Raw genomic sequence first — 22,288 nt, 5'->3', positions numbered from 1 at the left:
GGGCGGCCCTCACCCAACGCTCCGGGCATCTGCCGAAGCATCGAATGCCAACTGCACCGCGCAGGTGCGCCCCTCTGAGATCAGAACGGCTCGTCCCGGAGGAGGACTCTGCTCCAGTTCGAACCGAACACCAAACAACTCTCCGTCCATCTGTGTCCGGGGGGCAATAAGAAGGCCGCGGCCTTGATTCACCGCATCCTGGGCCAGTGCTATCCGTTGCCGAATGGCCGAGCTGAAGCCGGCAGTCAGGATCACGCGCCAGCCGAGGTTGTGCAGCAGATGCAGCCGGTTGTTCGTCTCGGGTGACTGCAGATCAAGGTCATCGGCCAGGAGAATCGTTTCTGGATCCAGTGCTGCGGCGCGTGCAGCATCATGGATTCCGGCCCAGAAACGTTCCGGATCGTTCGCCGCCGGCGGCCGGATGAAACCCTTATGTGGATTCAGGCCGGGCAGTGCGGAGAGCAGCGACGTCTTTCCCGAGGTGGGGCCACCAAGCACGGCAAGCACCCCGCCGTTCGGCACATGGACTTCCGCCGGGAGGAGTTCATCGCCGGTGACCCCCAGCCACAACCGGTCAGGCAGTGGCATAGTTTCAGCCGCCGCCGATGTGCTGGGCCTGGGCAGTGCCGGCCCGCCGGGTCCCGCTCCGCCCGGACTGATCCGGAGGAGGACCTCGGCTGCAGTCACCTGAACGGGCAGGGCCTCGACGCGGAAGGGCCGGGCACGGACGGCGGCTCGGCGGCGGCGGACGGCCGGGGGGAGGGGCCCGAACAGCTGGCCGACGTTGCCGGAAGTTGAGGGTGTGATGGACATCGGCCCAAAAACGACAACCCTGCCGGCTTGAGTTCCGGTGGCCGGCAGACGTGGCCAAGTAAGCCGTGCCTCTTCCGTGGATCCGACCGGCAGGAAGATCCGGTTGGGCAGGGCGGCGAAGAACCGAGAAGTCACGAGTTCGCGTTCACCGGCCACCAGCACGGTGATTCCCGCCCGTCGGCCGTCACGGACGATGTCCTGGAGTAAGTCTTCGGCCCACGCCAGCGGGCCGGCCCTGAACGCGGAGACCCAGGACCCCCAGCCGTTTAGCGCAAGGAGGAGGGCCGGCGGCCCGGCAGAGTGTTCTCCGGTCAGCCTCCGGGTCATTTCCGCCGCAATGCGCTCCAGGACCCGTGCGGCCCGGCGGAGTTCGTACAGCCCCACAACTGCCCCCACCCTGGGCGCGGTCGCAGCTGCACTGAACGTCCCGCCGGCATCCAGGAGGTATATATGTGAGTCGTTATCACAGGTGAGGAGCTGTTCCACGATGAGATCCATGGCGGCATCGGCGCCTCCTGTGAGACCCGAAATCAGAGCCAGATGTCCCTGCATGCGGGGGTGCCAACCGAACTCGGTGACGCGTTGTTCCCCGGGCAGGTCCAGCAGGCCCAGTCTGATGCGACCGCGGCTGCCGTCCGCAGGGAAGGGCAGTTTCGCGGGGAGTGGGCCAGCGACGGGCCGTCGCGGTCTCACGCCGCCGCCGGCCTCCCACAGGGCACTTATGGTGTCCGTGAGTTGCTGGACCGCCGGCGACTGCGGCGCATGGACGTCTCCCGGCCGGCCGGTCCCCGGGCCCGTCCCTGCGCCCTCATGCCGGCCTGCCGGCGGGCTGGCCAGATATTCCGCCGCTTCCATTACGGCGGTTGTGTGCCCCGGTCCGAGCGCGGGCGGCGTTACCGCGGCAGTCTGGAACTCCTCGGGAGCTCCGTTTCCGCGGACGAGAAACGCGCGGCCCGGCGTCGAGACCGGTATGGCTGCGGCCAGCGGGGAATTAATGACGTCGAGGGATTCCAGCTCGGATTGGACCCTTAGGGCGATGCAGCTGGTCACGTTCGCGCGGATGTCCGCGGAGACAGCGCCTTGGGGACGTTGGGTGGCCATGATGAGGTGTACTCCCAGGGCGCGGCCGACGGCGGCGATCCGCATGAGCTCCGCGAGGGCCTGGGGCGCCTCGTCGAGCAGGATTCTGAACTCATCGATAATGAGGACCAGATGTGGCAGCGACCGCCCGGCCGGGCTCAGGGCTTCGTAGGACGGCAGGTCGGCGGCCTGGTGTGCGGCGAGGAGTTCCTCCCGGCGGCGTACCTCGGCCCGCAAGGAGGCAAGGGCCCGCGCCACTTCTTCAAGGGCGAGGTCCGTGAGCAGGCCCACACAATGAACCAGGCCGGCCAACGGCTGCAGTGCCGAGCCGCCTTTGAAATCAATAAACAGCAGGTTGACCCGGTTCGGTGGATGCGCAGCCGCGAGTCCGGCAGCCAGTGTCCGCAGCAGTTCCGATTTGCCGGAACCGGTAGTGCCCGCCACCAGGATGTGGGGGCCGTCCGCTTGGAGATCCAGCCGCAGGGGGCCGGATCTTCCGACCCCGACCACGACGGGAAGCCCAGGCCCGGCGGCCGACGCTTCCCAACGGGCGGAGATGCCAGCGGCTGAAACCGGCAGCAGCCCGCTGAGGGAACAAACGTCGGGAAGGTCGGCCGGGGGTGACAACGCAGGGGCTGCTGTCGCCAGTCGACGGCAACTGCGGTCAAAGACGCGGGACGGAACGAGATCGGGAATAAATTCCAGCGTCGGGGAGCGGACCGATGACAACCGCGCAGTGCGCTCGCCGAGCACCAGGGCAGTGCCGGCGGCCGGTGGTGCTGCCGGATCGGAGGTGCAACAGAGCACCTGCCAGCCGCGGCTGACCGCTGCAGCACAAATTCCGGTGGCTCCCGCCCCTGTGGCAATGATCAGCACCCCTCGCTCAAACCCGGTTCCCGGGCCGGCCGCCAAGGTTCTCAAGGTGGCACCGGCCTCCGCAGTCAGCAATGCGCCCGGCAGGAAGCGGGCGGCAAGCAGCGGCGGGGGTGGGCCCTGGATGAGGATCCGGGTACGCCCGGCAGCGGGGTAGCTGGCAAGCTGCAGCACGAAGGACCTGATTAGTCCCGCGACAGCTGTTTCCGGGCCCCGGAGGGTCGTCACCGGAGTGGCAGGATCCAGCGTCACGGGCATCAAACCGAGCGGAGGTGGCCGAAACCCCGGGCCGGGAGGTTCCAGCCTGACGTTTGCGTCCTGCGGCAGGAGGCCGAGCCGCAGCCAGACCGGGCCCGGGTCGATGGCGGGAGCCGGACGGGGGCCAGGTTGCGCGGACCACCCATGCAGGGACAGTTCGCCGGGGGAGGGTGCGGCCCGCCGGCGTCGTTCTGCGTCTTCCCCGGCAGCCGCGGCGACGGCCGCCCGCAAATCGAGGCGCTGCCTTCGACCCGCTACAACGGGCACCAGAATCGAAGCCGCGGACACCGCGGTGAAAGCCAGAAAGATCCACATGCCCGTCAGGAGTGCCATGCCCACACCGATGGCCAGGGGCAGGACAGCACCCAGCAGGAGGGCCGCCCGGTTGACGGAAAGAACGGGATTGCTGACGATCAGAGGATCCGAGACGTCTGATCCGGCAGTGGCCGGGATGTCGGTGTCCGTGGAACCCCCGAAAACCAGGGACATCGACGAACTGCCGCACCGGATTATCGAGTCTGTGGAAACGGCCGCCGTGCCCACCTTCCTGCCGTCCACACTGACCCCGTTGGCGCTCCCGAGATCGCTGAGGGTGACGGCGGATTCCGTCACGTCCAGCTGCGCATGTTCGCGGGACAACTCCGCGTCCGGGATGGAAATTTCCGTGCCGGCGCGTCCGATGCGGAACCGGCCGCGCCGTAAGGGAAAGATCATTCCGGCGCCGGGACCGCTGTGGACGGCCAGGACGAGAGGGGCCGCGGCGGGCACGGTGGATGCTGTTGCGCCGTCGACTATGGCCCCGTCCACCGGAACTGCCCCGTCCACCGGAACTGCCCCGTCCACCAGAACTGCCCCGTCCACGAGGGGGCGCACGCCGACGCGCAACCCGGCCACCGCGATCCGGTCCACGCTCAGGTGTCCGGTCCCGAAGCGACGGGAGAGTGCCGCCTCAAGTTCTGCGCCTGCACATCCGCCATCGACATCGATGCTCAGCTCCACCGGGCCGGAGGCAAGCGCTGACCCGGGCGCCGGCACGAGAGTGCAGTGCAGCATCATCGGGGAGGGACCTTTCCGGCGGCGATCATTAGTGTCCACGGTAGGCGGGGGAGCAGCGTCCCATCGAAGCGGAAAACCGCTATGTGGACAGCGGGCACGACCCCGGTAACCGCTGTAGAGAACAGGGCCACGGCGGGCCCCGGGCGGGGCCCCGATTCGCCGGTTCGCAGGTTGTCTCGGGTAGGCTGGAGCAGCAGACAATGCACAATGTTGCGCTGCCCACATTCGAACCAGGAGATTTTGTGACCGCTGACCTCGTCATCGTAGGGTCAGGCTTCTTTGGCCTGACAATCGCAGAACGGGCCGCCACAGAGCTGGGCCTCAAGGTCGTCGTCATCGACCGCCGCCACCATGTCGGAGGCAATGCCTACAGCGAAAAGGAAGAGACCACCGGTATCGAAGTACACCGGTACGGCGCCCACCTTTTCCACACCTCAAACGAGCGCGTCTGGGAGTACGTCAACCGTTTCACGACGTTCACGAACTATGTTCACAAGGTGTATGGCGTTCACAAGGGCGAGGTCTACTCCCTGCCGATCAACCTGGCCACCATCAACCAGTTCTTCCGCGCCAACTTCACCCCGGGTGAGGCGCAGGAACTGATTAAAGAACAAGCCGGGGAACTGGCCGGTACGGATCCGCAGAACCTCAATGACAAGGGCATCCAGCTCATCGGCCGTCCGTTGTATGAGGCTTTCATCAAGCATTACACCGGCAAGCAGTGGCAGACGGATCCCAAGGACCTGCCCGCAGGCATCATCTCCCGCCTCCCGGTGCGGTACAACTATGACAACCGCTACTTCAATGACAAATACGAAGGCCTGCCGACCCACGGCTACACCGCCTGGGTGGAAAAGATGGCGGAGCATCCGAACATCGAAGTCCGGCTCAACACCGACTTCTTTGACGAGTCGCAGGAGTTCAGCAAGAACAAGGTAGTGGGCAACATCCCGGTCGTCTATACCGGACCCGTGGACCGGTACTTTGATTTCGCTGAGGGCGACCTCTCCTGGCGCACCATCGACTTCGAAGAGGAAGTGCTCGACGTCGGCGACTTCCAGGGAACGTCGGTAGTGAACTACAACGACGCGGATGTCGCCTACACGCGCATCATTGAGCCGCGCCACTTCCACCCGGAGCGCGACTACCAGACGGAGAAGACCGTCATCATGCGCGAGTTTTCCCGTGCGGCCGAGAAGGGCGACGAGCCCTACTACCCGATCAACACCGCCGCCGACCGCGAACGCCTGGTCAAGTACCGTGACCTCGCGGCGGCCGAGAAGGACGTTCTGTTCGGCGGACGCCTCGGCACGTACAAGTACCTCGACATGCACATGGCCATCGGGTCGGCGCTGACCATGTTCGATAACAAGATCCGCCCGCACTTCGAGGGCGGCGCCACCATTGAAAGCGGAGGAGTGGACGCGTGATGACCACTGAAGAGTCGTCCTCATGGAGCGCTCTTCAGAGGGTGATCCTCCCATCGGCCGATCAGACGGACACCATCCCGCTTTACGTGGACGCCGGACCCGCCAGCGGCATCCGGTTGCGGGAAAACGACGAACTGGCGCGCACTCCGAAGCTGCCCGAAGACAAGCTGCAGATGTTCAGTTCGGGAAGCCGCCAGGCCCACTTCGAGGACTTGCTCTCGCGGCGGTCCATGCGCGTCCGGTCCGGTGAGCAGCTCTCTTTCGGTACCTACTTCAACGCGTTCCCGGCAAGCTACTGGCGGCGGTGGACCTCAGTCCGCGACATCCGGCTCGTGGTGCGGACCACCGGTACCGGAGCTGTGACCGTGTACAAGTCCAATGCCCGGGGTTCCGTGCAGCGGGTAGACGGGCAGCACGTGGATGGTGACACCACGTCGGTCTTCGAGCTGTCCCTCATGCCGTTTGGCGACGGCGGCTGGTATTGGTTCGATCTTGCAGCCAGCTCCACGGACCTGGTGCTCCAGAACGGCCAGTGGGAAACCGCCGAAGCCGCGCGCGAAAGCGGCCAGGTCACCCTGGAAATCACGACAATGAATAAGCCAGACTTTTGTCTGAACAACGCCCGGATCCTCGCGGCGAACCTGGACGCCCTGACCAACGTCAAGGAAATCCTGATCGTGGACCAGGGGACGCAGAAAGTGGAAGACCAGCAGGGTTTCGCTGAGGTCGAAGCGTCACTCGGCGGCAAACTGCGGGTCATCAATCAGGCAAACCTGGGCGGTTCCGGCGGCTTTGCCCGCGGCATGTACGAGGCAGTGGAGAACGGCAGCGATTACGTCCTGCTGCTCGATGACGACATTGTCGTCGAACCTGAGAGCATCGCCAGGCTGCTCACGTTTGCTGACCGGTGCCGCAAACCAACCATCGTTGGCGGGCACATGTTCGACCTCTACAACCGCAGTGTCCTGCACACCTTCGGCGAAGTCGTCGATCCGTTCCGGATTGTTCCGGCGCAGCCGCACGCAGACATGGAGCTGCGCCACGATTTCAGCGTCGCCAACCTCCGGCAGACAGCGTGGCTGCACCGCCGGGTCGACGTCGACTACAACGGGTGGTGGATGTGCCTGATCCCGACGCGTGTGATCAAGGAAATCGGTCTGTCACTGCCGCTGTTTATCAAATGGGACGACGCCGAGTACGGACTCCGCGCCAGGGAAGCCGGATTCTCCACAGTCTCCCTCCCTGGGGCTGCCGTCTGGCACGTCTCGTGGATGGACAAGGACGACATGGTCGGCTGGCAAGCATATTTCCACGAACGAAACCGGCTGGTCACCACCCTGATCCACAGCCCCTATCCCAAGGGCGGCCGGGTGCTGCGCGAGTCCGTGCAGGCTGATGTCAAGCACCTGGTGTCCATGCAGTACTTCACCGAACACGGACGGCTTGAGGCGTTGAAAGACATCTTCAAGGGCCCCGCCGAACTGCACCGGGTACTCGCCACGAAACTTCCGGAAATCAATGCGCTGAAATCCGAGTACACGGATGCCCAGCTCAAGGAGAACGTGGACGATTTTCCGGCTCCGAAGTTGGGCCGCGGCCCCATGGGCGGTGCCCTGATAGGCATGCCGCGCAAGAAGGACCTGGTTCCGTGGGGCATTAAGACCGTGTCCCGGCAGTTGGTCAAGACGCCTGCGCCGGAGAGCGCGGAAAGGCCGCAGGGCTTTTTGGCGCACCGGGACAACCGTTGGTTCAGGCTGGCCCACTACGACAGCGTCGTGGTGTCCAATGCTGAGGGCACGGGTGCCTCCTGGTACCGGCGCGACCCCAGAAAGCTGAAGATGATGCTGGCCGAAGCAACTCGACTGCACCTCCGGCTTTACCGGGAGTGGGACAAGCTGGCCGAGCAGTACCGTGCCGCCGTCCCGGAGATCACGTCCATCGCCGCCTGGAAAAAGACGTTCGACGCCGACTCCCGGGAGGGCAGCTGATGGCCGGCCAGGAGGACACCCTCGTCAAACCCGGAAGCGGCCGCGGCCTGCTCGACGTGTACGGCGACCGTTTCCTGCTGAAACTGCTGGTGCGCAAGGAAATCAAGATCCGCTACCGCGGGTCAGTGCTGGGACTGATGTGGTCCTACGTGAAGCCGCTGATGCAGTTTTTGATCTACTTCATCGCGCTGGGCATCTTCCTCAATCTTGAGCACGGCACGCCCAACTACGCGATCTACCTCTTCTCCGGGATAGTTTTAGTCAACTTCTTTACGGAGTCCCTCTCCAACGCGACCCGTTCAATCGTGGATAACCGCGATCTGATCCGGAAAATCTACTTACCGCGGGAACTGTTCCCGGTGGCTACGGTGTGGGTCTCGGCTGCCCATTTCCTGCCCCAGCTTCTGGTACTTGTCGCCGCCTGCCTCGTCGTGGGGTGGACGCCGTCTCTCCTGCAAATAGCTGCCGCAGTTCTGATCTTTATCATGGTTGCGGTGCTGGCAACCGGGCTGGGCCTGATGTTCGGGGCCGTGAACGTGTACTTCCGTGACTCCGAGAACATCGTGGACATGATCGTCATGGTGGTGACGTGGGCTTCGCCGGTTCTTTACGTGTGGACCATGGTTGCGAAGGTCATGGGGCCGTGGTTCTGGGTCTACATGCTGAACCCTATGACAACCGCCGTCGGAGTCTTCCACTGGACCTTTTGGGAGCCCACGCTGAAAGCGGACCAGATGGTCAGCGACACTATGCCTCCGGAACTCTTGAGCTTCTGGCTTCCCGTTTCCCTGCTCACCTCCGTGGCCATCCTGTTTCTCGGTCAGTTGATGTTCCGCCGGCTTTCCGTCCACTTCGCACAGGAGCTCTGACATGACGAACCAAGGCCACGTGGCCATCAGCTGCGTTGGTGTTCGCAAGCAGTTTGTGCTGCGGCACACCCGCTCCCTGAAGGAGGCTCTGGTCTGGCTCGTCAGGGGTCGCAAAGGCGACCTGTCAAAGAAGTTCCAGGCGCTGAATCATGTGTCGCTCGAGGTCAAGCAAGGCGAAACCGTGGCCCTGTTGGGGCTCAACGGGTCCGGAAAGTCCACCCTTTTGAAGCTGATCTCCGGTGTTTTGCAGCCCGACGGCGGCACGGTTCGGACGCGGGGGCGGGTGGCAGGGCTCATCGAGGTCGGCGCCGGCTTCCACCACGATCTCAGCGGACGGGACAACGTCTATCTCAACGGCGCCATCCTCGGCATGTCGGAAAAGCAGATCGATGAGATGTTCGATTCCATCGTCGAATTTTCCGAGATCGGCGAATTCATTGACACCGAAGTGAAGTTCTACTCGTCGGGAATGTACCTGCGGTTGGCGTTTTCCATCGCCGTCCACACTGATCCTGAGGTCTTCCTCATTGACGAAATTCTTGCTGTGGGCGACGAACCGTTCCAGCGCAAATGCATCGCCAAGATCAAGGAATTGGCCGAAAACGGCAAAACACTTTTTGTGGTCAGCCACGACCTTGATCTGGTCGCTACCGTGTGTGAGCGCGGCGTGCTGCTGGAACACGGGGAGATCGTCATGGACGGCGACGTACACGATGTCGTCGGGGAACTGCGGGAACGGTCCGCGAAACTAAGCTAACGTCCGCGCGAGCGGTGCTGCTTCCTTGCGCGGACGTGCAGCCGGACAAGCCGCTGTGCAAACAATAGGGAGTTAAAACGAGTGCAGTGGCTGAGTGCTGGGCCTGCGATTTTGGCGGCAATTGGGGTCCTGATAGTGCCGGGCCTGCTTCTTGGATGGTTCCTGCGCCTCCGGGGTTTCGCCCTGCTGGCATTGGCGCCGGTGTTTTCGGTGTCACTGATATCCGTGGCAGCCATCATCTGCCCGGTCATAGGAGTCCCGTGGTCTGCGCTGCCGGTTCTGGTACTGGCGCTGGCGGCCTCGGCCGTCGCGGGCGTTCTATCCCGCCACACGCGCGCGGCTCTGCGTTCTCCGCGGGCTTTTGACGACCGCTTCGTCTTTGCCGTCCTGGGAACACTCCTCGCCGCGGTGATCATTGGTGCCCGGCTGGTCTACGCCTTCGGTGCGCCGGACAACATTTCCCAGACCTACGACAACATCTTCCACCTCAACGCCATCCAGTACATCCTTCACACGCAGCAGGCGTCGTCCTTCACAGTCGGCGGCATGACCGGGATCCCGTTCTACCCGGCCGGCTGGCACGCTGTGGTGTCGCTGACCGTCCAACTTTCCGGCACCGGCATCCCTGTGGCCGTGAACGCCACCAACCTCGTCATTGGAGCCCTCGTGTGGCCAATGGCATGCATTTTCTTATGCCAGCAGGTCCTCGGCCAATCCAGGATGGCTGCCCTGCTGGCCGGCACCCTGTCCGCGGCGTTCGGCGCCTTTCCCCTCATGATGGTGGACTTCGGGGTGCTGTACCCGAATCTGCTTTCCATCTCCCTGCTCCCGGCCGTCCTCGCGTTGGGCATCCAGGTTCTGCACTTGTCCGCGGTCCCGGACATGCCGCCCGTCCTGCGATACCTCGCCGTGATCGTCGCCGTACCAGGGCTGGCGCTGGCGCACCCGAGCACGCTGATGGCTTTCCTGGCTTTCCTGAGTCCTGCCGTCGTGTTCGTTTTCGTAAAGTCCTGGCGCAAGTGGCAAAGGAACTGGCCGGCGTCGAGGAGCCGGGCGCTGGCATGGTCGGGCGCTTTGGTCGTGGGTGCAGCGGCGGTCCTGCTGACCTGGCAGGCCGTGCGCCCCATCGCGGAAGCAGCCTTCTGGCCTCCCATCCACTCTCCGCTGGGTTCCCTCTGGGAGCTAGCGACCAATTCCCTCATGAACCGCCCTCCGGCAATTGTGGTGTCCATCCTGGTGGCTGCGGGTGTTGTTGCGATGGCGCGGCAACGCAACCTTTGGTGGGTGCTGGGGATGTTCGGCATGGCCTGTGCGCTTTTCCTCGTCGTCTCATCGTTCAGCCCCGGACGGCTGCGGGATTTTGTGACCGCAATCTGGTACAACGACAGCTACCGTCTGGCGGCCCTTGTGCCCGCCGTTGCCGTCCTGGTGGCGGCGTACGGAGCAGCCTGGCTAATGGGCCTGCTCAGGCGCCGCCTCGACGACCGGGCCTCCCAGGGGCGAGGTGGTGCCGCACCCGCCGACGCAGGAACGCCACCGCCGTCGTCCGCCCCGGCGGCCCGGCTCGGGGCTATGGCGATCGTGGTCCTGGTGCTGCTCACGCAACTCGGCGGCGTTCAGTACGCGGCGGACAAAGCCCGCAGCAATTACCAACTGACCGCCGACTCCCAGCTCATCACCCGCGATGAAATGGCAGTGCTGCAGGACATGGTCAGTCTGGTCCCCGAAGACGCCGTGGTGGCAGCGAACGCCTGGAACGGAAGCGCCCTTGCCTACGCATTGTCCAACCGGCGCACGATTCAACTTCACGTGCTCAGCAGCAGCTTCACCCTCGACGACAAGATCGTGCTTGACAGTCTCCGGGAAGCAAAGACCAATCCGACCGTCTGTCCGGCCGTCCGAGCGCTGGACGTCAACTATGTCTTGGACTTCGGTGGGCAGGAGATCAACGGTGGTTCCCACCCGGCGCCGGGCCTGGACAATCTTGAGGGGAGCGGAGTGGCAACGCTGCTTTCCCGGCACGGGGATGCCAAGCTGTTCAAGTTCAACGGGTGCGATTAGCCGGAGCCCGGTGCAGCCGGAGTCGGTGAGACGCGGCTGACCTAGGTAAAGTATGAGTCGGCCCTCACTCCGCAGAGCCGGATCTGACCAGCGTCTCAACCGGTTGCGGCGGCGGTCCTTTACGCTCCACGTAGCGATCTCAACCAGATTGGAAATGGCAAGAATGGCTGAAACCGAAGGCGGCGGCAAACGGCTGAGCGGGAGGCGGCAGTTTCTGGCTGGGCTGGTTGTGCTCCCTTTCGGTTTGGCCGGGTGCACGTTCCTCAAGTCGGAGTCAGCATCCCCGATGACGGCGGCAGATGCGAAGTCGTTCCCGGTGAGCGTCACGCACGCCTTCGGGACGACGGTCATCAACAGCGAGCCGCAACGGATCGCGACGCTTGGGCTGGGCAGCAATGACATCTGCCTCGCCCTTGGGGTTGTGCCAGTGGCTATGCCGCTCTCAAGAGCACAGCCCAACGGCTCCACCCCTTGGTTCGATTCAGCTTTCCGTCCGTTCGGGCTGGAGTCACCATTGCTCCTGGATGAGGAGAAGGGCCTCCCGGTTGACGACCTCACGGGCATGGGCCCGGACTTGATCCTTGCCGTCCACTCCAGCCTGACCCGCAGCGAGTACGATGAGCTCTCTAAAATCGCTCCTGTGGTGGCCTACCCGGACGGACCCATGGCCACGGACTGGCGTACCTCGCTGGCCCTGGTGGGGACTGCCCTGGGTCGAGCCGACGTGGCTGCCACCGTCCTGGCGGAAACAGAGACGAGCATACGGTCGGAACTGGGCAATTACCCCGACCTCGCCGGTACGGGATTCCTCGTTACCAGAGTCAGGTCGGCACTCGGCGCAGATTTTGAGGTGTTCGGCGAGAACTCCAATCCGGTCCGGATCCTGCAGGAATTCGGGTTGGATCCCTCCCCGTCCCTCCGCCTGGTCAAAGAATTAGGCCGGCCGGTGAATCCTGCGGCCAACGGGGCCGAGAACTACGCGTGGCCGGCGGGGAGGGCGGCCGAGCTCGGCAGTGACATTGCCGTTTTTTCGGTTGTCCACGACGAGGCGCCCGCGATTAAGAACGGCGGCCTCCTGGATCCCGTACCTGCGCACGAAACCGGGAACTTCATTCTGGCAGACTCGAACGGTGAAGGGCTGGCCCTTGACACGGCGTCCTGCCTTTCGGTCAGGTGGCTGTCCCGCACTATGGTGCCGGAACTCGCGCGGGCTGCCTACGGAGCCAAGCGTGGCGGATGAGACCAGCCGGCTGACACCTCATGACCCGGAGATGGCATGACAGGGCAGGTCCTGACTCCACGAGCTGAGAGGCGAGGGTCCGAAACCGTCCCCAGCGCCACGCGCAGGGACATCCAGGCACTGCGCGCCTTGGCCGTGGGGCTCGTCGTTCTCAACCACTTGTGGCCCGAATGGCTTCCCGGCGGCTACGTCGGCGTAGACGTCTTCTTCGCGATCTCCGGCTATTTGATCTCCAAGCATCTACTCGGAGAGCTGGAGCGTACTGGACGGATCAAGCTCGGCCAGTTCTACGCACGCCGGATCAAACGGCTGCTGCCCGCCGCCACCTTCGTTGCTGCGGTCTCGCTGGCCGCCGCATGGGCCGTGTTGCCGTTTTCCCGCTGGCTCGCCATCGCCCAAGAAACGATGGCCTCCGTTCTGTACGTGGAGAACTGGGTGCTGGCCGTAAAATCGGTCGACTATTCGGCCCACAACGATGCCGCATCGACAGTGCAGCATTACTGGTCACTCTCCGTCGAAGAGCAGTTTTACTTGGCGTGGCCCCTTCTTTTACTCGTTCTCTTCATGGCCGCCGCCAAGTTCCGCGTCTCCCGGAGGGCGTTCCTTGCGGTAGGCGTTGCGATTGTCAGCGTTTTGACGCTGGCGTTTTGTATTTGGTTCACCTACGCCAACAAGAGCCAGGCCTACTTCGTCACACCGGCGCGGGTCTGGGAATTTGGTGCCGGCGCCCTGGTGGCGATTGCCGGACCGCACCTCGTTGCTTCGCGGCGGCTGGCTGAGCCGGCCAGGCAGTTGGCGATGTCAGGGATCGCGCAGTGGCTTGGCTACGGGATGGTCCTCTACTCCGCCCTCTCCTACGATGAGCGGACGTTTTTTCCCGGCGTTGCCGCCATGGTGCCAGTCGTAGGCACACTCCTTGTTATTGCGTCAGGGCCCAGCGGACCCTCCTGGTCGCCTAATCAGCTGCTTGCCGTCCGGCCCGTGCAGTTCCTGGGTGACGTGTCATATTCGCTGTACCTCTGGCACTGGCCCCTCATCGTTCTGGCACCAGCAGTCCTGAGCCGTACTTTGGGGACCCCGGACAGGATAGTCATTTTGGTCCTGGCTGTCGGGCTCTCCTATCTGTCCAAAAAGTTCATCGAGGATCCGGGCCGCACGAAACTTTTGAAAGGGGCTAAGCCCCGCCGCGTCTTCCTCGCCATGGCTGCAACAGCGGCCGTCATTGCCGGTTTGTGCGGGGGACTGCTGCTGAGCCTCGGCGCGGCCCAGGACGCCGAAGCCGCCAAGCTGCAGAGCCTTTCCGGCCAGCCCTGCTACGGTGCCCGCAGCCTCGACCCGCGTAACAACTGCGAGGACCCCTTCGGGGCCCCGAAAGTTGCCAATGTAGGTCCCAACGAAGCCCCCTGGTTTGAGGCGCCGGAATGTGGGCCGCCCGGGGATCCCTTCGTGGTGCGGGGCCGCAAAGTCCTCACCGAGTGCGACTTCACCCGGGGAGCTAGCCCCGCCGCCACGGTCTGGCTCGTCGGTGATTCGCACGCTGAACAGTGGAAGACCGCCATCTATGAGATCGCCCGGCTCCATAAATGGAAGGTCAAGGAATCCTTGCTTGGAGGGTGTCCCATTATCGACGCAAAGCGTGTGGCATTCATGGGTGCGCCGAGCAGTGAGCCGGAAATCCAGCAACGGTGCCTCGAATGGGGAGCGGAACTGACAGAGCGACTAGTCCGGGACAAACCAGACATGATTTTCACGTCGACTTTCGGCGCCGGAGAATCGGTCGACGACGGCACAGGCCGGTCTCAAATGGAACAGTACAAGGCCGGAGTGACCAAGCGCTTCGCGGAATGGACCGGCACTGGTGCGCGCATTTATGTGCTCCGCGACACGCCCCTGACCCTGCGCCGCAGCAGCCCGGACTGCGTAGCACTCAACCAGCAAAGTCCCCTGACATGCGCCAACCCGCGATCCGCGGCGCTCGTGCCGGACCCCGTCGCGGACGCCGCCCTCGATCTGCGCAGTCCCAGGGTCAAAGTGCTTGATCTAACCGACCAGTTCTGCACCGAGGAGATCTGCCCGGCAGTCATTGGCGGGCTTCAGGTCTACTATGACACGGACCACGCCTCCCGGAGCTACATGCATTCGCTCGTACCTGTTCTGGCCCAGCGGTTCAATGAGGCGCGGCAGTAAAAGCACCCTCATCCGGACGCGCATGCGGGCCCGCAGCTCGCCCGGGGGACGTCCCCGCCCCGCCCCGCACGTCCGACGCTGCGGCCTCCTCACCAGAGGTGTGCGCCGGCCCTGCTGGGCGGCCTGCGAAGCGCCGGGCCACTGTCCCGACCGTCAGCGCCGCGAGAAGTATGAAAAACGGCACATACATGTACAGGTAACGTGAACGGCCTTCGAAGAGAAGCAGGAAAAGCAAGAGTGCAAACAGAGCCAGGCGCATAACAACTGCTGCCGGCTGGACCAGGGACCGGCCCCGGATGAGAAGCGGAGCAGCTACCAGCAGCAGCGTCGCGAACCACAGAGACTGCCAAAACGCCCGGAGGAACGCGAAGTGCGGTCCTTCGTAGTAAAAATAGTCCTGAACCGCTTTGCTGAGCGGATCCCGGGCCATCAGTTCCACGGGCTGGCGTGCCATGCCCTCACCCCACGTGAAGAACGTTCCGTCGCCCAGGATGGTCTCCCCCTTAGTATCCAGGAAGGCCAGGTACCCCCACGGGCCCATCGCGGAAACACGCTCCCGGTAAACGTCCAACCCGTTTTGGAACCGTCCCTCGACGGAATTGATGGACTTCGTTTCGACAACGTCCGGCCCGTTAAAGCCGCCGAATCCCACTGCACCCATCTTCAGGAAATGGGTTATCGGAAATTCCCTATCATTGGTGTTCACATCGAAACTGAGGGTTCCGCTTCCAGCGACCGCCGCCTTGATCGTGGCGCTTCCGACGCCGAACGCCCCGAAAGCCAGAAGCAGGCAACCGATGACCACGGACGCGTGCCTGCTCCTGCTCAATGCGTTCTTCTTCGTGAAGACCAGCACCGCGGCGGCGGCAATGAGCACGAAGACAACGGTCGGCTTGATGGAGAAGCCAACGGCGGACACGAGGCCCATCGCCACCCACAACCCGTAGACATGGACCGGCCTCTTCTCTTCCCGGCTCTGCAGGAAGAGAAGAAGCAACAGAACCGGGAAAACCATGCCCAGGGTGTCCGAATAGGGCACCGCGATCCATGGGCTCAGGGCGATGAACGCGGTACAGGGAAGCACCGCAAAGACCGCCGTCGCGGTCCCGGCCATTTTGCGTGCCGCGACGAGGGTCAGGAAGACCGCCGTCGTCATAGCAAGTGCGTTTAACGCGATCCCGCCGAGGTAGAGGTCCGTGGCGCCGAGCTGATGGAGGATGGACAAGTACCCGGCCAACAACAAGGTGAGCAAGATGTTGTTCGGGTACATCGAGTAATAGTCAGCGTCAATGGTACGCATCGATCCGGTGGCCAGGCCTGCGGCATTGCTGTAAATTGTGCCGGCGTCCCAGTCGGGGAGAACCCTGACGGCATAACCGATCAGAAACTCAACGGCGAAAAAACAGCCCAGTCCCACCACCACGACAAGGCCCCGGTGCCACGCGGTTCGACGGTCAAACCAGACCGCGGCAGCGGCGCAGAGCCTGAACAAAGTCGGCAAAACTACCACGATGGTGGCGGTCGCCAGAACGACAGGCCCGAGCGGGAAGCCCCAAAGCAGGATGACTGGACTGACCATGCTCCCAAGGACGAACCAGGCGACGAGGCCGCAGAACAAAGTCTGGGCTATGCGCAGTAGCCACGGCTCGGGCATCCGCCGTCGGGCCGGACCCGCAAGGACCCGGGTCCAAAAGCCGCGAAGATACGGATGGTCGCCGACAAGAATCACAACGGCGGCAACAAAGAGCAGCCGGAATGCATCATTGGGTACGACCGACGGGGCAACGAACCACGCAACAATACCCAGGGCCGCGGCGAAGGCGGGACGGAGCCAACGGCGAGCCCTTGAGCGCCACGAGCCGCCGGGAACAGCCCTACTCACCGGCGTCCCCCCGGCCGGTACGAAAAACCCACAACCGCATCGCCAGGAACGTGCAGACCGCAACGCACGCGGTGGCAAAAAGCTGCACCGGAATTTGGGCTAAGCCCAACTGGGTCACGAAGATCCAGAGGATGGCCAGGTTGACCCCGTAGCCCACGGCGTTGGCGGTGAGAAACCGAAAAACTGCCGGGACGAAGCTCGCCCGGTGGCTGAACGTCCAGCTCCGATTGCCGACAAAGCTGATGACCATCCCTATCCCGTAAGACACGGTCATCGCCGGGATCGCCGCCGACCCCAGCAGGGACAGCAGGACGAAGATCCCGTAGCCCGTCAGGTTGTTGATGAGGCCGACCACGACGAATTTGGCCATGCTATGTCGCAGAAGCCGGTGCATCAGCGGCGGTGCCGGAGCCTCAAGATCCGGCTTCAACTGCTGACACCGCGGGAGGCACGTTTTTTGGAAAACACATCCCGGACCCCGTAAAGAGGCCTGCTCTGGACCTGTTTGTAAATGCGGCCGACATACCCGCCCAGAATGCCGAGCATGATCAGCTGGAGGCCGCCCATGAAGAGCACGGAAATGACGATAAAGGTCCACCCCTCAATGACGGCGTCGGGCACAAAGAGCTTCATGAACAGGGCGTACAGGACACCGATAACGCTCAGACCGGCCGCGGCGTAGCCGATGCGGGAAATGATCGTCAGCGGAAAGGTGGAGAACCCCAAAATGCCGTCAGCGGCTAACTTGATCATCTTGCCCAGCGGGTAACCCGAAACTCCAGCGAACCGCTCATCGCGGTCAAACTGCACCGCGACTTGTCTGAAACCCACGTAGCTGACCATGCCGCGGATGAAACGGTCGTGTTCGCGGAACTTATTGATCTCCTCCACAACGCGGCGGTCAAGCAACCTGAAGTCCCCGGTATTTGGGGGAATGTCGATTTCCGAGACCTTCTGCAAAACTTTATAAAACGCCGCCGCCGTCGCCTTCTTGAAGGCGGTGTCACGGCGGGTGCGGCGCTGGGCATAGACGACGTCGAACCCCGCTTCCCACTGCTCAAGCAGCTCCAGGCTTACGGCAGGAGGATCCTGAAGGTCGCTGTCCATGATGATGACCGCGTCACCTGACGCTTCGTCCAGCCCTGCGGTGACCGCCAGCTGGTGCCCGTAATTCCGGGCGAGGTCAATCACAACGACGCGCTCATCATGGTCACGTAGCGCCAGGAGGTGGGCCAAGGACGAATCTGTGCTCCCGTCATTGACGAACAGGAGTTCGACTTTGTACGGCGTTCCGGCGACCGCATCACAGACACGTTCGTAGAGCAGGGGAATGTTCCCGGCCTCGTTAAAGACCGGAAAAACGAACGAAATGCTACTTCCACGCACTGAACTACCCCCATTGTTCTCCAGTCCTTCGCCGGCGGATCCGGGCCGCGTCAGGCCCGCACCCGTGGGCCCACCTCCGGACCTATCTGCCTTGGAATAGCACTCTACCGTTCCGCAGGCAGCCCACCCGCGGCGCTAACCGCAGGCGGTGACGCGGTATAGGTGGGTCTTGCCTATTGTTTTGACGAGCTCCATCCCCGGGACGGAGCCGTTTGGCAAGTCCCGGAGACCGATAAACGACTCGTCGCCTGGAACCACTTCAAAGTCACCGAAATCCAGTGCCCAGTACGCATTGAGCTCCCTGACAATCGGGCAGACTTTGTCGTTGAACGCCGCCTCATCCCAGTGGTCGAGCAGATACTGCTCATCAGGGGTCCTGTCGCCAAAGATGTGCGGCGCAAGTGTCCGACGGTTGGAGATTGCGTAGACCAGGGATCCGCCAGTCCGCGGGTTGGCCACAACAAGGTCGGATTCCGGCACGAACCCGGGCACGGAGTTAAGCAACGCCGTCTCGTCGGTGGTCAAAAGGTAGGAGTTCGGCGTAGTCGCAAAGATGGTGTTGAGGCGCTGCTGGACATTGGACAGCGTGCCGCCTTGGGCGGCGACGCCGAGGGCGAGCACCAGGCCGGCCGACGCGACGAGGCCGGTGACCGCCGGCAGTCGGGCCGCGATGGGACGCACGACCGGAGCAAGCTTGCCCGGGTTGGACCGGCCGTTGAGCACCAGATAGTCGCACAGGGCCCGGACCCGCCAGGTCAGCCACTGTGCGCCTATGACTGCGACAGGAAGGGTAACCACCGGAAGCAGTGCAGCGAGCCGGAAGCTGTCGTTGTACCAGACGCCTGTCCAGAATGTGCGGAAGCCGCCCAACGACCACGAGGAGACGATCAGGTAGAGGGCTCCGCCAACAGCAAACATTCCAAGAACCCACCAATACTGGCCCGGGCGCCGGGCGATGACATAAATGCCAATAAGGGTCAGGACGAGCATGACCCAGGCTGCAGTGGTTCCCATCGGTGCGCTGGCAATGATTTCTCCGAGGGCCCGCGCGTTTGACTGGAAAGGCGTCCAGGGAGCTGAGGCCAGGCTTGGCCTGATGAAGATCCAGACGATCAGACCTCCAACGGAGAAGGCGACGGTGAACAGCGCCCACAGCACCATTGACCGCCCCGTCTCCTTGCCGCGGCGGTAGCCTCTCCACGCCAGGATCAGCCGGGCGAACACCGGGGGCGCGCTGAATGCGATGAGTGCTACAAAGGCGCTCGGATGGGCCAGCACCAAGCCAGGCCCAACGAGGGCAAGGGCCAGCAGCGGTGGCCAGAATGAAGACGGTCTGCATCGGGCGAGACCCAGCACCTCGATGACAAGACCGAGTACCACGGGGAGGATGGCAATGGCTGCGTGGTTGGGGTACAGCACGCCGAAAGCGACCATCAGGTAAGGGAATGCGCTGAACCCGGCGGACAGGACACCTGCCCACAGCACCGCCGTCGCCTGGTTGCCGACGATTCGCGTTACCAGGAAAATGCACGACAGGGGCCACACTACGGCGCCCAGGACGATGGTGCCCACGTTGACCACTTCCATCACGGAGGAGCCGCCGAACATGAAGACAAGGGCCATGAGGTCGTGCATCGCCGCAGGGTAGAAGCCCGTCGACGATTCCGTCAGGTTGCCCAGCGTCAGTGAGGAGCCGTTTTGCAGGTTGGCGATATGCCGGATCGCGTTCAGATGGTAGACGTTGTCAAATGTCTGCGACAGATTCCCTGGTTGTCCGAATCCCCGGACGTAGCGGGCCGTGATGATCAGGGCCGGTACTGTCACGGCGGCGCCCAGAACCAAGGGCCACCACTTACTGCGCGGGGAGGCGAGCGGAATGGCGCCGTTCGCGCCGAGGACCCCGGCAGGGCCGACGGCACCCGCGTGCGTGTAGCGGCGCACCAGGGTCCGGCGCAGGACAAATGCCAGAACGGCAGCTACGGCACTTGTTAAGAGGTACGTGGCGGGGTTGAAGGGGAGCTTGGCGATTCCCAGGACAATGCCCAACACCGACGCCACGGAGAATGACACGGGAACTGCAAGGCAGACAAGGTTTAGCCGGCGCACTCCGGCGGCGGCCAGGATGGCGAGGCCCGGAACGAAAAAGATCAGGATAGTTCCCGCGAGCGTAGGGCCGGTTTGCCACCAGGTCATGTATCAGTTCTCCTCTTAAGGCCAATCGAACGGTTCAAGTATGCCTTGTTCAGAGGACGGGACCCTCGCTCGCGGCCCCATGCCGTGCAGTTACTGGCCAGTGTGCTGTTGATATAGTTGAACATCATGGGCAACTCAACGACTTCCGGCGTCCTCATCATCATGCCAGCTTGGAACGAGGCCGAAGCCATCGGGGACACCATCCGTGAGGTCCGACGCACTGTACCGCACGATGTCCTGGTCGTTGATGACGGCTCCAGGGATGACACCGTCCGGGTGGCCCAAGAAGCGGGGGCGACCGTTCTGAAGCTGCCCTTCAACCTGGGAGTCGGGGGAGCCATGCGGACCGGCTTCAAGTATGCGATCCGCCATGGCTACAAAGCTGCGATTCAGGTCGACTCTGACGGACAGCACGATCCGCTCGATATCGACCGGGTGCTGGCCGGGCTGCAGGTTGCGGACATCTCGATCGGCGCACGGTTTGCCGGCCGCGGTACTTACGACGTCAAAGGCCCCAGGCGGTGGGCGATGTCCGTCCTCGCCAAGGTGATCTCCGGTGTTGCGCACACGGAACTCACCGACGTCACGTCGGGTTTCCGCGCGGCCAACGAACGCGCCCTCCATCAGTACATTGACCATTTTCCGGCTGAATACCTCGGTGATACGATCGATTCTCTGGTGGTTGCCATCAAGTCCGGCTGCCGGGTCACCCAGGTGCCGGTGGAGATGAAGGTGCGGCAGGCGGGAACGCCGAGTACCGGTCCGTTGAAGTCAGCGATCTACCTGGCGCGCTCCGGACTGGTTTTGTGCTTTGCTTTGGCACGCCGCAAGACACCGTCCCCGGAATCAATACACACCCCGCAACTGGGTTCAATAGCGGGCGAAAGCAGCATCTGATCATGAACGTCGCATCCGCACTTGTCATCGCCATTGTGATGGTCCTCGCCGTGCTCCAAATGCTGCGGCGGGGCAAGCTCCGCGAGAAGTACACGGTCCTGTGGCTCATCGTCGGCGGCCTGACGATCGTTCTGGGCCTCTTTCCCCAACTGCTGGACTGGGCTGCGTCCCTGGTGGGGATCCGTGTCCCGGCCAACCTCCTCTTCGCCCTGGCAATTATGCTGTTGGTCGGCGTCAGTTTGCATGTTTCGCGTGAATTGACCATCCTCGAAGACGAGACCCGGATCCTGGCAGAGGAAGTCTCAATCCTCCGCGGATCGGTGGAGGCGCTGGAACGCGCTGCTGCTGTCTCCTCGTCCGGCAAACACCACCTCGACGATCCGGCCGCACTCGGCCAAACCATACGGAAAGAAACCAATGACCATTGATGTAATGCTGCCTTACTACGGCGACGTGGCCATGATGAAAGCGGCCGTTGATTCCATTCTCGGCCAGAACGACCGCGATTTCAGGCTGACGATCGTCGATGACGGGTACCCTGACGAGGACCTGCCGGCCTACTTCGCAGCGCTGACAGCCGGCGACAGCCGTGTCCAGTACATCCGGAACGAGGTCAACCTTGGCGCCAACGGAAATTACCGCAAATGCCTCGGACTGATCGAACACGAGTTCACGGTGATCATGGGGGCAGATGACATCATGCTTCCGAATTACATTGAAACCATCCGCAGGGGCTTCCAGAACCCCGACGTCGACATCGTCCAGCCCGGCGTTGAAGTCATTGACGAAAAGGGTGTGGTTTACGAACCTCTCGGCGACAAGGTCAAGGACTTCCTGCGGCGCCGTATCGTCGGAAAGAGCACCGACGCCGTCATCGCCGGAGAACCGGTGGCCAAGAGCCTCATCACCGGTGACTGGCTGTACTTCCCTTCTGTCGCCTGGCGCTCTGACGCGATCAAGAAGCACAGCTTCCGTGAACAGTACAACGTAGTCCAGGACCTCGGACTGGCGATGGACATCATCATGGATGGCGGCAAGATGATGGTTACGGACACCATCTGCTTCCAGTACCGCCGTCACCGCGAGTCGGATTCATCCGTCCAGGCCCTCGATGGCCGCCGCTTCGCCGAAGAGCGCGCGTTCTTTGACGAATGCGTGCGCGACTTCGCCAAGCTCGGCTGGAACGACGCCGCCACCGCCGCCCGGCTGCACCTTTCCTCCCGCCTGCATGCCGTCACCCTGGCGCCCAAAGTCGTCCAGAAGCGGATGTGGCCGGGCCTGAAGAAGCTTGCCGCGCACGTCGTTCGGCCGTAATACC

15 protein-coding genes are annotated in these 22,288 nt (G+C 63.2%); 10 read left to right on the top strand and 5 right to left on the bottom strand.

Annotation, left to right across the window (positions count from 1 at the left end):
• Positions 1 to 9: 9 nt before the first annotated feature.
• Complete coding sequence (locus RCH15_RS09185) at positions 10 to 4,080, bottom strand: FtsK/SpoIIIE domain-containing protein (protein ID WP_326960239.1); 4,071 nt, start codon at positions 4,078 to 4,080, stop codon at positions 10 to 12.
• 242 nt (positions 4,081 to 4,322) lie between these two features.
• Between RCH15_RS09185 and glf the strand changes: the two genes are divergently transcribed.
• The 7 genes from glf (at position 4,323) to RCH15_RS09150 (ending at position 14,612) form a co-directional block, all read left to right on the top strand.
• A complete protein-coding gene (glf, locus tag RCH15_RS09180; RefSeq protein ID WP_326960237.1) occupies positions 4,323 to 5,510 on the top strand; it encodes a UDP-galactopyranose mutase in 1,188 nt (395 codons plus the stop codon).
• Positions 5,510 to 7,498 (top strand): glycosyltransferase, encoded by a 1,989-nt coding sequence (locus RCH15_RS09175; RefSeq protein WP_326960329.1) that lies wholly within the window; start codon positions 5,510 to 5,512, stop codon positions 7,496 to 7,498. Before glf ends, RCH15_RS09175 begins: the two co-directional genes overlap by 1 nt.
• Entirely contained in the window at positions 7,498 to 8,367 is an 870-nt protein-coding gene (locus RCH15_RS09170) for an ABC transporter permease (RefSeq protein WP_326960235.1), read from the top strand. The genes RCH15_RS09175 and RCH15_RS09170 overlap by 1 nt, the downstream gene beginning before the upstream one ends.
• A 1-nt stretch (position 8,368) precedes the next feature.
• Positions 8,369 to 9,124: an ABC transporter ATP-binding protein gene (locus RCH15_RS09165; protein ID WP_326960233.1), complete on the top strand. Its 756-nt coding sequence runs from the start codon at positions 8,369 to 8,371 to the stop codon at positions 9,122 to 9,124.
• Between the two features lie 111 nt (positions 9,125 to 9,235).
• Positions 9,236 to 11,185 carry a DUF6541 family protein gene (locus RCH15_RS09160; protein ID WP_326960231.1) on the top strand — a complete coding sequence of 650 codons (1,950 nt, stop codon included), beginning with the start codon at positions 9,236 to 9,238 and terminating at the stop codon, positions 11,183 to 11,185.
• 163 nt (positions 11,186 to 11,348) lie between these two features.
• Positions 11,349 to 12,425, top strand: coding sequence for an ABC transporter substrate-binding protein (locus tag RCH15_RS09155; protein ID WP_326960229.1), 1,077 nt, complete (start codon positions 11,349 to 11,351; stop codon positions 12,423 to 12,425).
• Positions 12,426 to 12,461: 36 nt separating this feature from the next.
• Positions 12,462 to 14,612: an acyltransferase family protein gene (locus tag RCH15_RS09150; protein ID WP_326960227.1), complete on the top strand. Its 2,151-nt coding sequence runs from the start codon at positions 12,462 to 12,464 to the stop codon at positions 14,610 to 14,612.
• Here the strand turns inward: RCH15_RS09150 and RCH15_RS09145 are convergent.
• The 4 genes from RCH15_RS09145 to RCH15_RS09130 form a co-directional block, all read right to left on the bottom strand.
• Complete coding sequence (locus RCH15_RS09145) at positions 14,593 to 16,191, bottom strand: glycosyltransferase family 39 protein (protein WP_326960225.1); 1,599 nt, start codon at positions 16,189 to 16,191, stop codon at positions 14,593 to 14,595. The two genes, RCH15_RS09150 and RCH15_RS09145, sit on opposite strands and share 20 nt — an antisense overlap.
• A 295-nt stretch (positions 16,192 to 16,486) precedes the next feature.
• Entirely contained in the window at positions 16,487 to 16,849 is a 363-nt protein-coding gene (locus RCH15_RS09140) for a GtrA family protein (RefSeq protein ID WP_326960223.1), read from the bottom strand.
• A 71-nt stretch (positions 16,850 to 16,920) separates the two neighbouring features.
• On the bottom strand, positions 16,921 to 17,880 hold the full coding sequence (locus tag RCH15_RS09135) for a glycosyltransferase family 2 protein (RefSeq protein ID WP_326960221.1): 960 nt from the start codon (positions 17,878 to 17,880) through the stop codon (positions 16,921 to 16,923).
• Positions 17,881 to 18,015: 135 nt separating this feature from the next.
• A complete protein-coding gene (locus RCH15_RS09130) occupies positions 18,016 to 20,073 on the bottom strand; it encodes a DUF6541 family protein (RefSeq protein ID WP_326960219.1) in 2,058 nt (685 codons plus the stop codon).
• Positions 20,074 to 20,199: 126 nt separating this feature from the next.
• On the opposite strand from RCH15_RS09130, the gene RCH15_RS09125 reads away from it, so the two are divergent.
• From RCH15_RS09125 to RCH15_RS09115, 3 genes are read left to right on the top strand one after another with little or no spacing between them, the layout of a single operon-like run.
• Entirely contained in the window at positions 20,200 to 20,970 is a 771-nt protein-coding gene (locus RCH15_RS09125) for a glycosyltransferase family 2 protein (RefSeq protein WP_326960217.1), read from the top strand.
• A gap of 2 nt (positions 20,971 to 20,972) precedes the next feature.
• Positions 20,973 to 21,398 carry a DUF2304 domain-containing protein gene (locus RCH15_RS09120; RefSeq protein ID WP_326960215.1) on the top strand — a complete coding sequence of 142 codons (426 nt, stop codon included), beginning with the start codon at positions 20,973 to 20,975 and terminating at the stop codon, positions 21,396 to 21,398.
• Entirely contained in the window at positions 21,388 to 22,284 is an 897-nt protein-coding gene (locus tag RCH15_RS09115; RefSeq protein WP_326960213.1) for a glycosyltransferase family 2 protein, read from the top strand. Before RCH15_RS09120 ends, RCH15_RS09115 begins: the two co-directional genes overlap by 11 nt.
• Positions 22,285 to 22,288: the final 4 nt, after the last annotated feature.

Source organism: Arthrobacter sp. MP_M4, from assembly GCF_035984855.1.
In the GTDB taxonomy this organism is placed as follows: Bacteria; Actinomycetota; Actinomycetes; order Actinomycetales; family Micrococcaceae; genus Arthrobacter.
The sequence above is the reverse complement of the archived record's forward strand: the minus strand, read 5'-3'. Positions and strand labels throughout refer to the sequence as shown.

Excerpts from the sequence above, each read along its gene's own strand:
- RCH15_RS09170 (WP_326960235.1), top strand. The coding sequence starts at position 7,498 with ATGGCCGGCCAGGAGGACACCCTCGTCAAACCCGGAAGCGGCCGCGGC.
- RCH15_RS09185 (WP_326960239.1), bottom strand. The coding sequence starts at position 4,080 with ATGATGCTGCACTGCACTCTCGTGCCGGCGCCCGGGTCAGCGCTTGCC.
- RCH15_RS09120 (WP_326960215.1), top strand. The coding sequence starts at position 20,973 with ATGAACGTCGCATCCGCACTTGTCATCGCCATTGTGATGGTCCTCGCC.
- RCH15_RS09155 (WP_326960229.1), top strand. The coding sequence starts at position 11,349 with ATGGCTGAAACCGAAGGCGGCGGCAAACGGCTGAGCGGGAGGCGGCAG.
- RCH15_RS09175 (WP_326960329.1), top strand. The coding sequence starts at position 5,510 with ATGACCACTGAAGAGTCGTCCTCATGGAGCGCTCTTCAGAGGGTGATC.
- RCH15_RS09125 (WP_326960217.1), top strand. The coding sequence starts at position 20,200 with ATGGGCAACTCAACGACTTCCGGCGTCCTCATCATCATGCCAGCTTGG.
- RCH15_RS09130 (WP_326960219.1), bottom strand. The coding sequence starts at position 20,073 with ATGACCTGGTGGCAAACCGGCCCTACGCTCGCGGGAACTATCCTGATC.
- RCH15_RS09150 (WP_326960227.1), top strand. The coding sequence starts at position 12,462 with ATGACAGGGCAGGTCCTGACTCCACGAGCTGAGAGGCGAGGGTCCGAA.
- RCH15_RS09115 (WP_326960213.1), top strand. The coding sequence starts at position 21,388 with ATGACCATTGATGTAATGCTGCCTTACTACGGCGACGTGGCCATGATG.
- RCH15_RS09145 (WP_326960225.1), bottom strand. The coding sequence starts at position 16,191 with ATGGTCAGTCCAGTCATCCTGCTTTGGGGCTTCCCGCTCGGGCCTGTC.
- RCH15_RS09165 (WP_326960233.1), top strand. The coding sequence starts at position 8,369 with ATGACGAACCAAGGCCACGTGGCCATCAGCTGCGTTGGTGTTCGCAAG.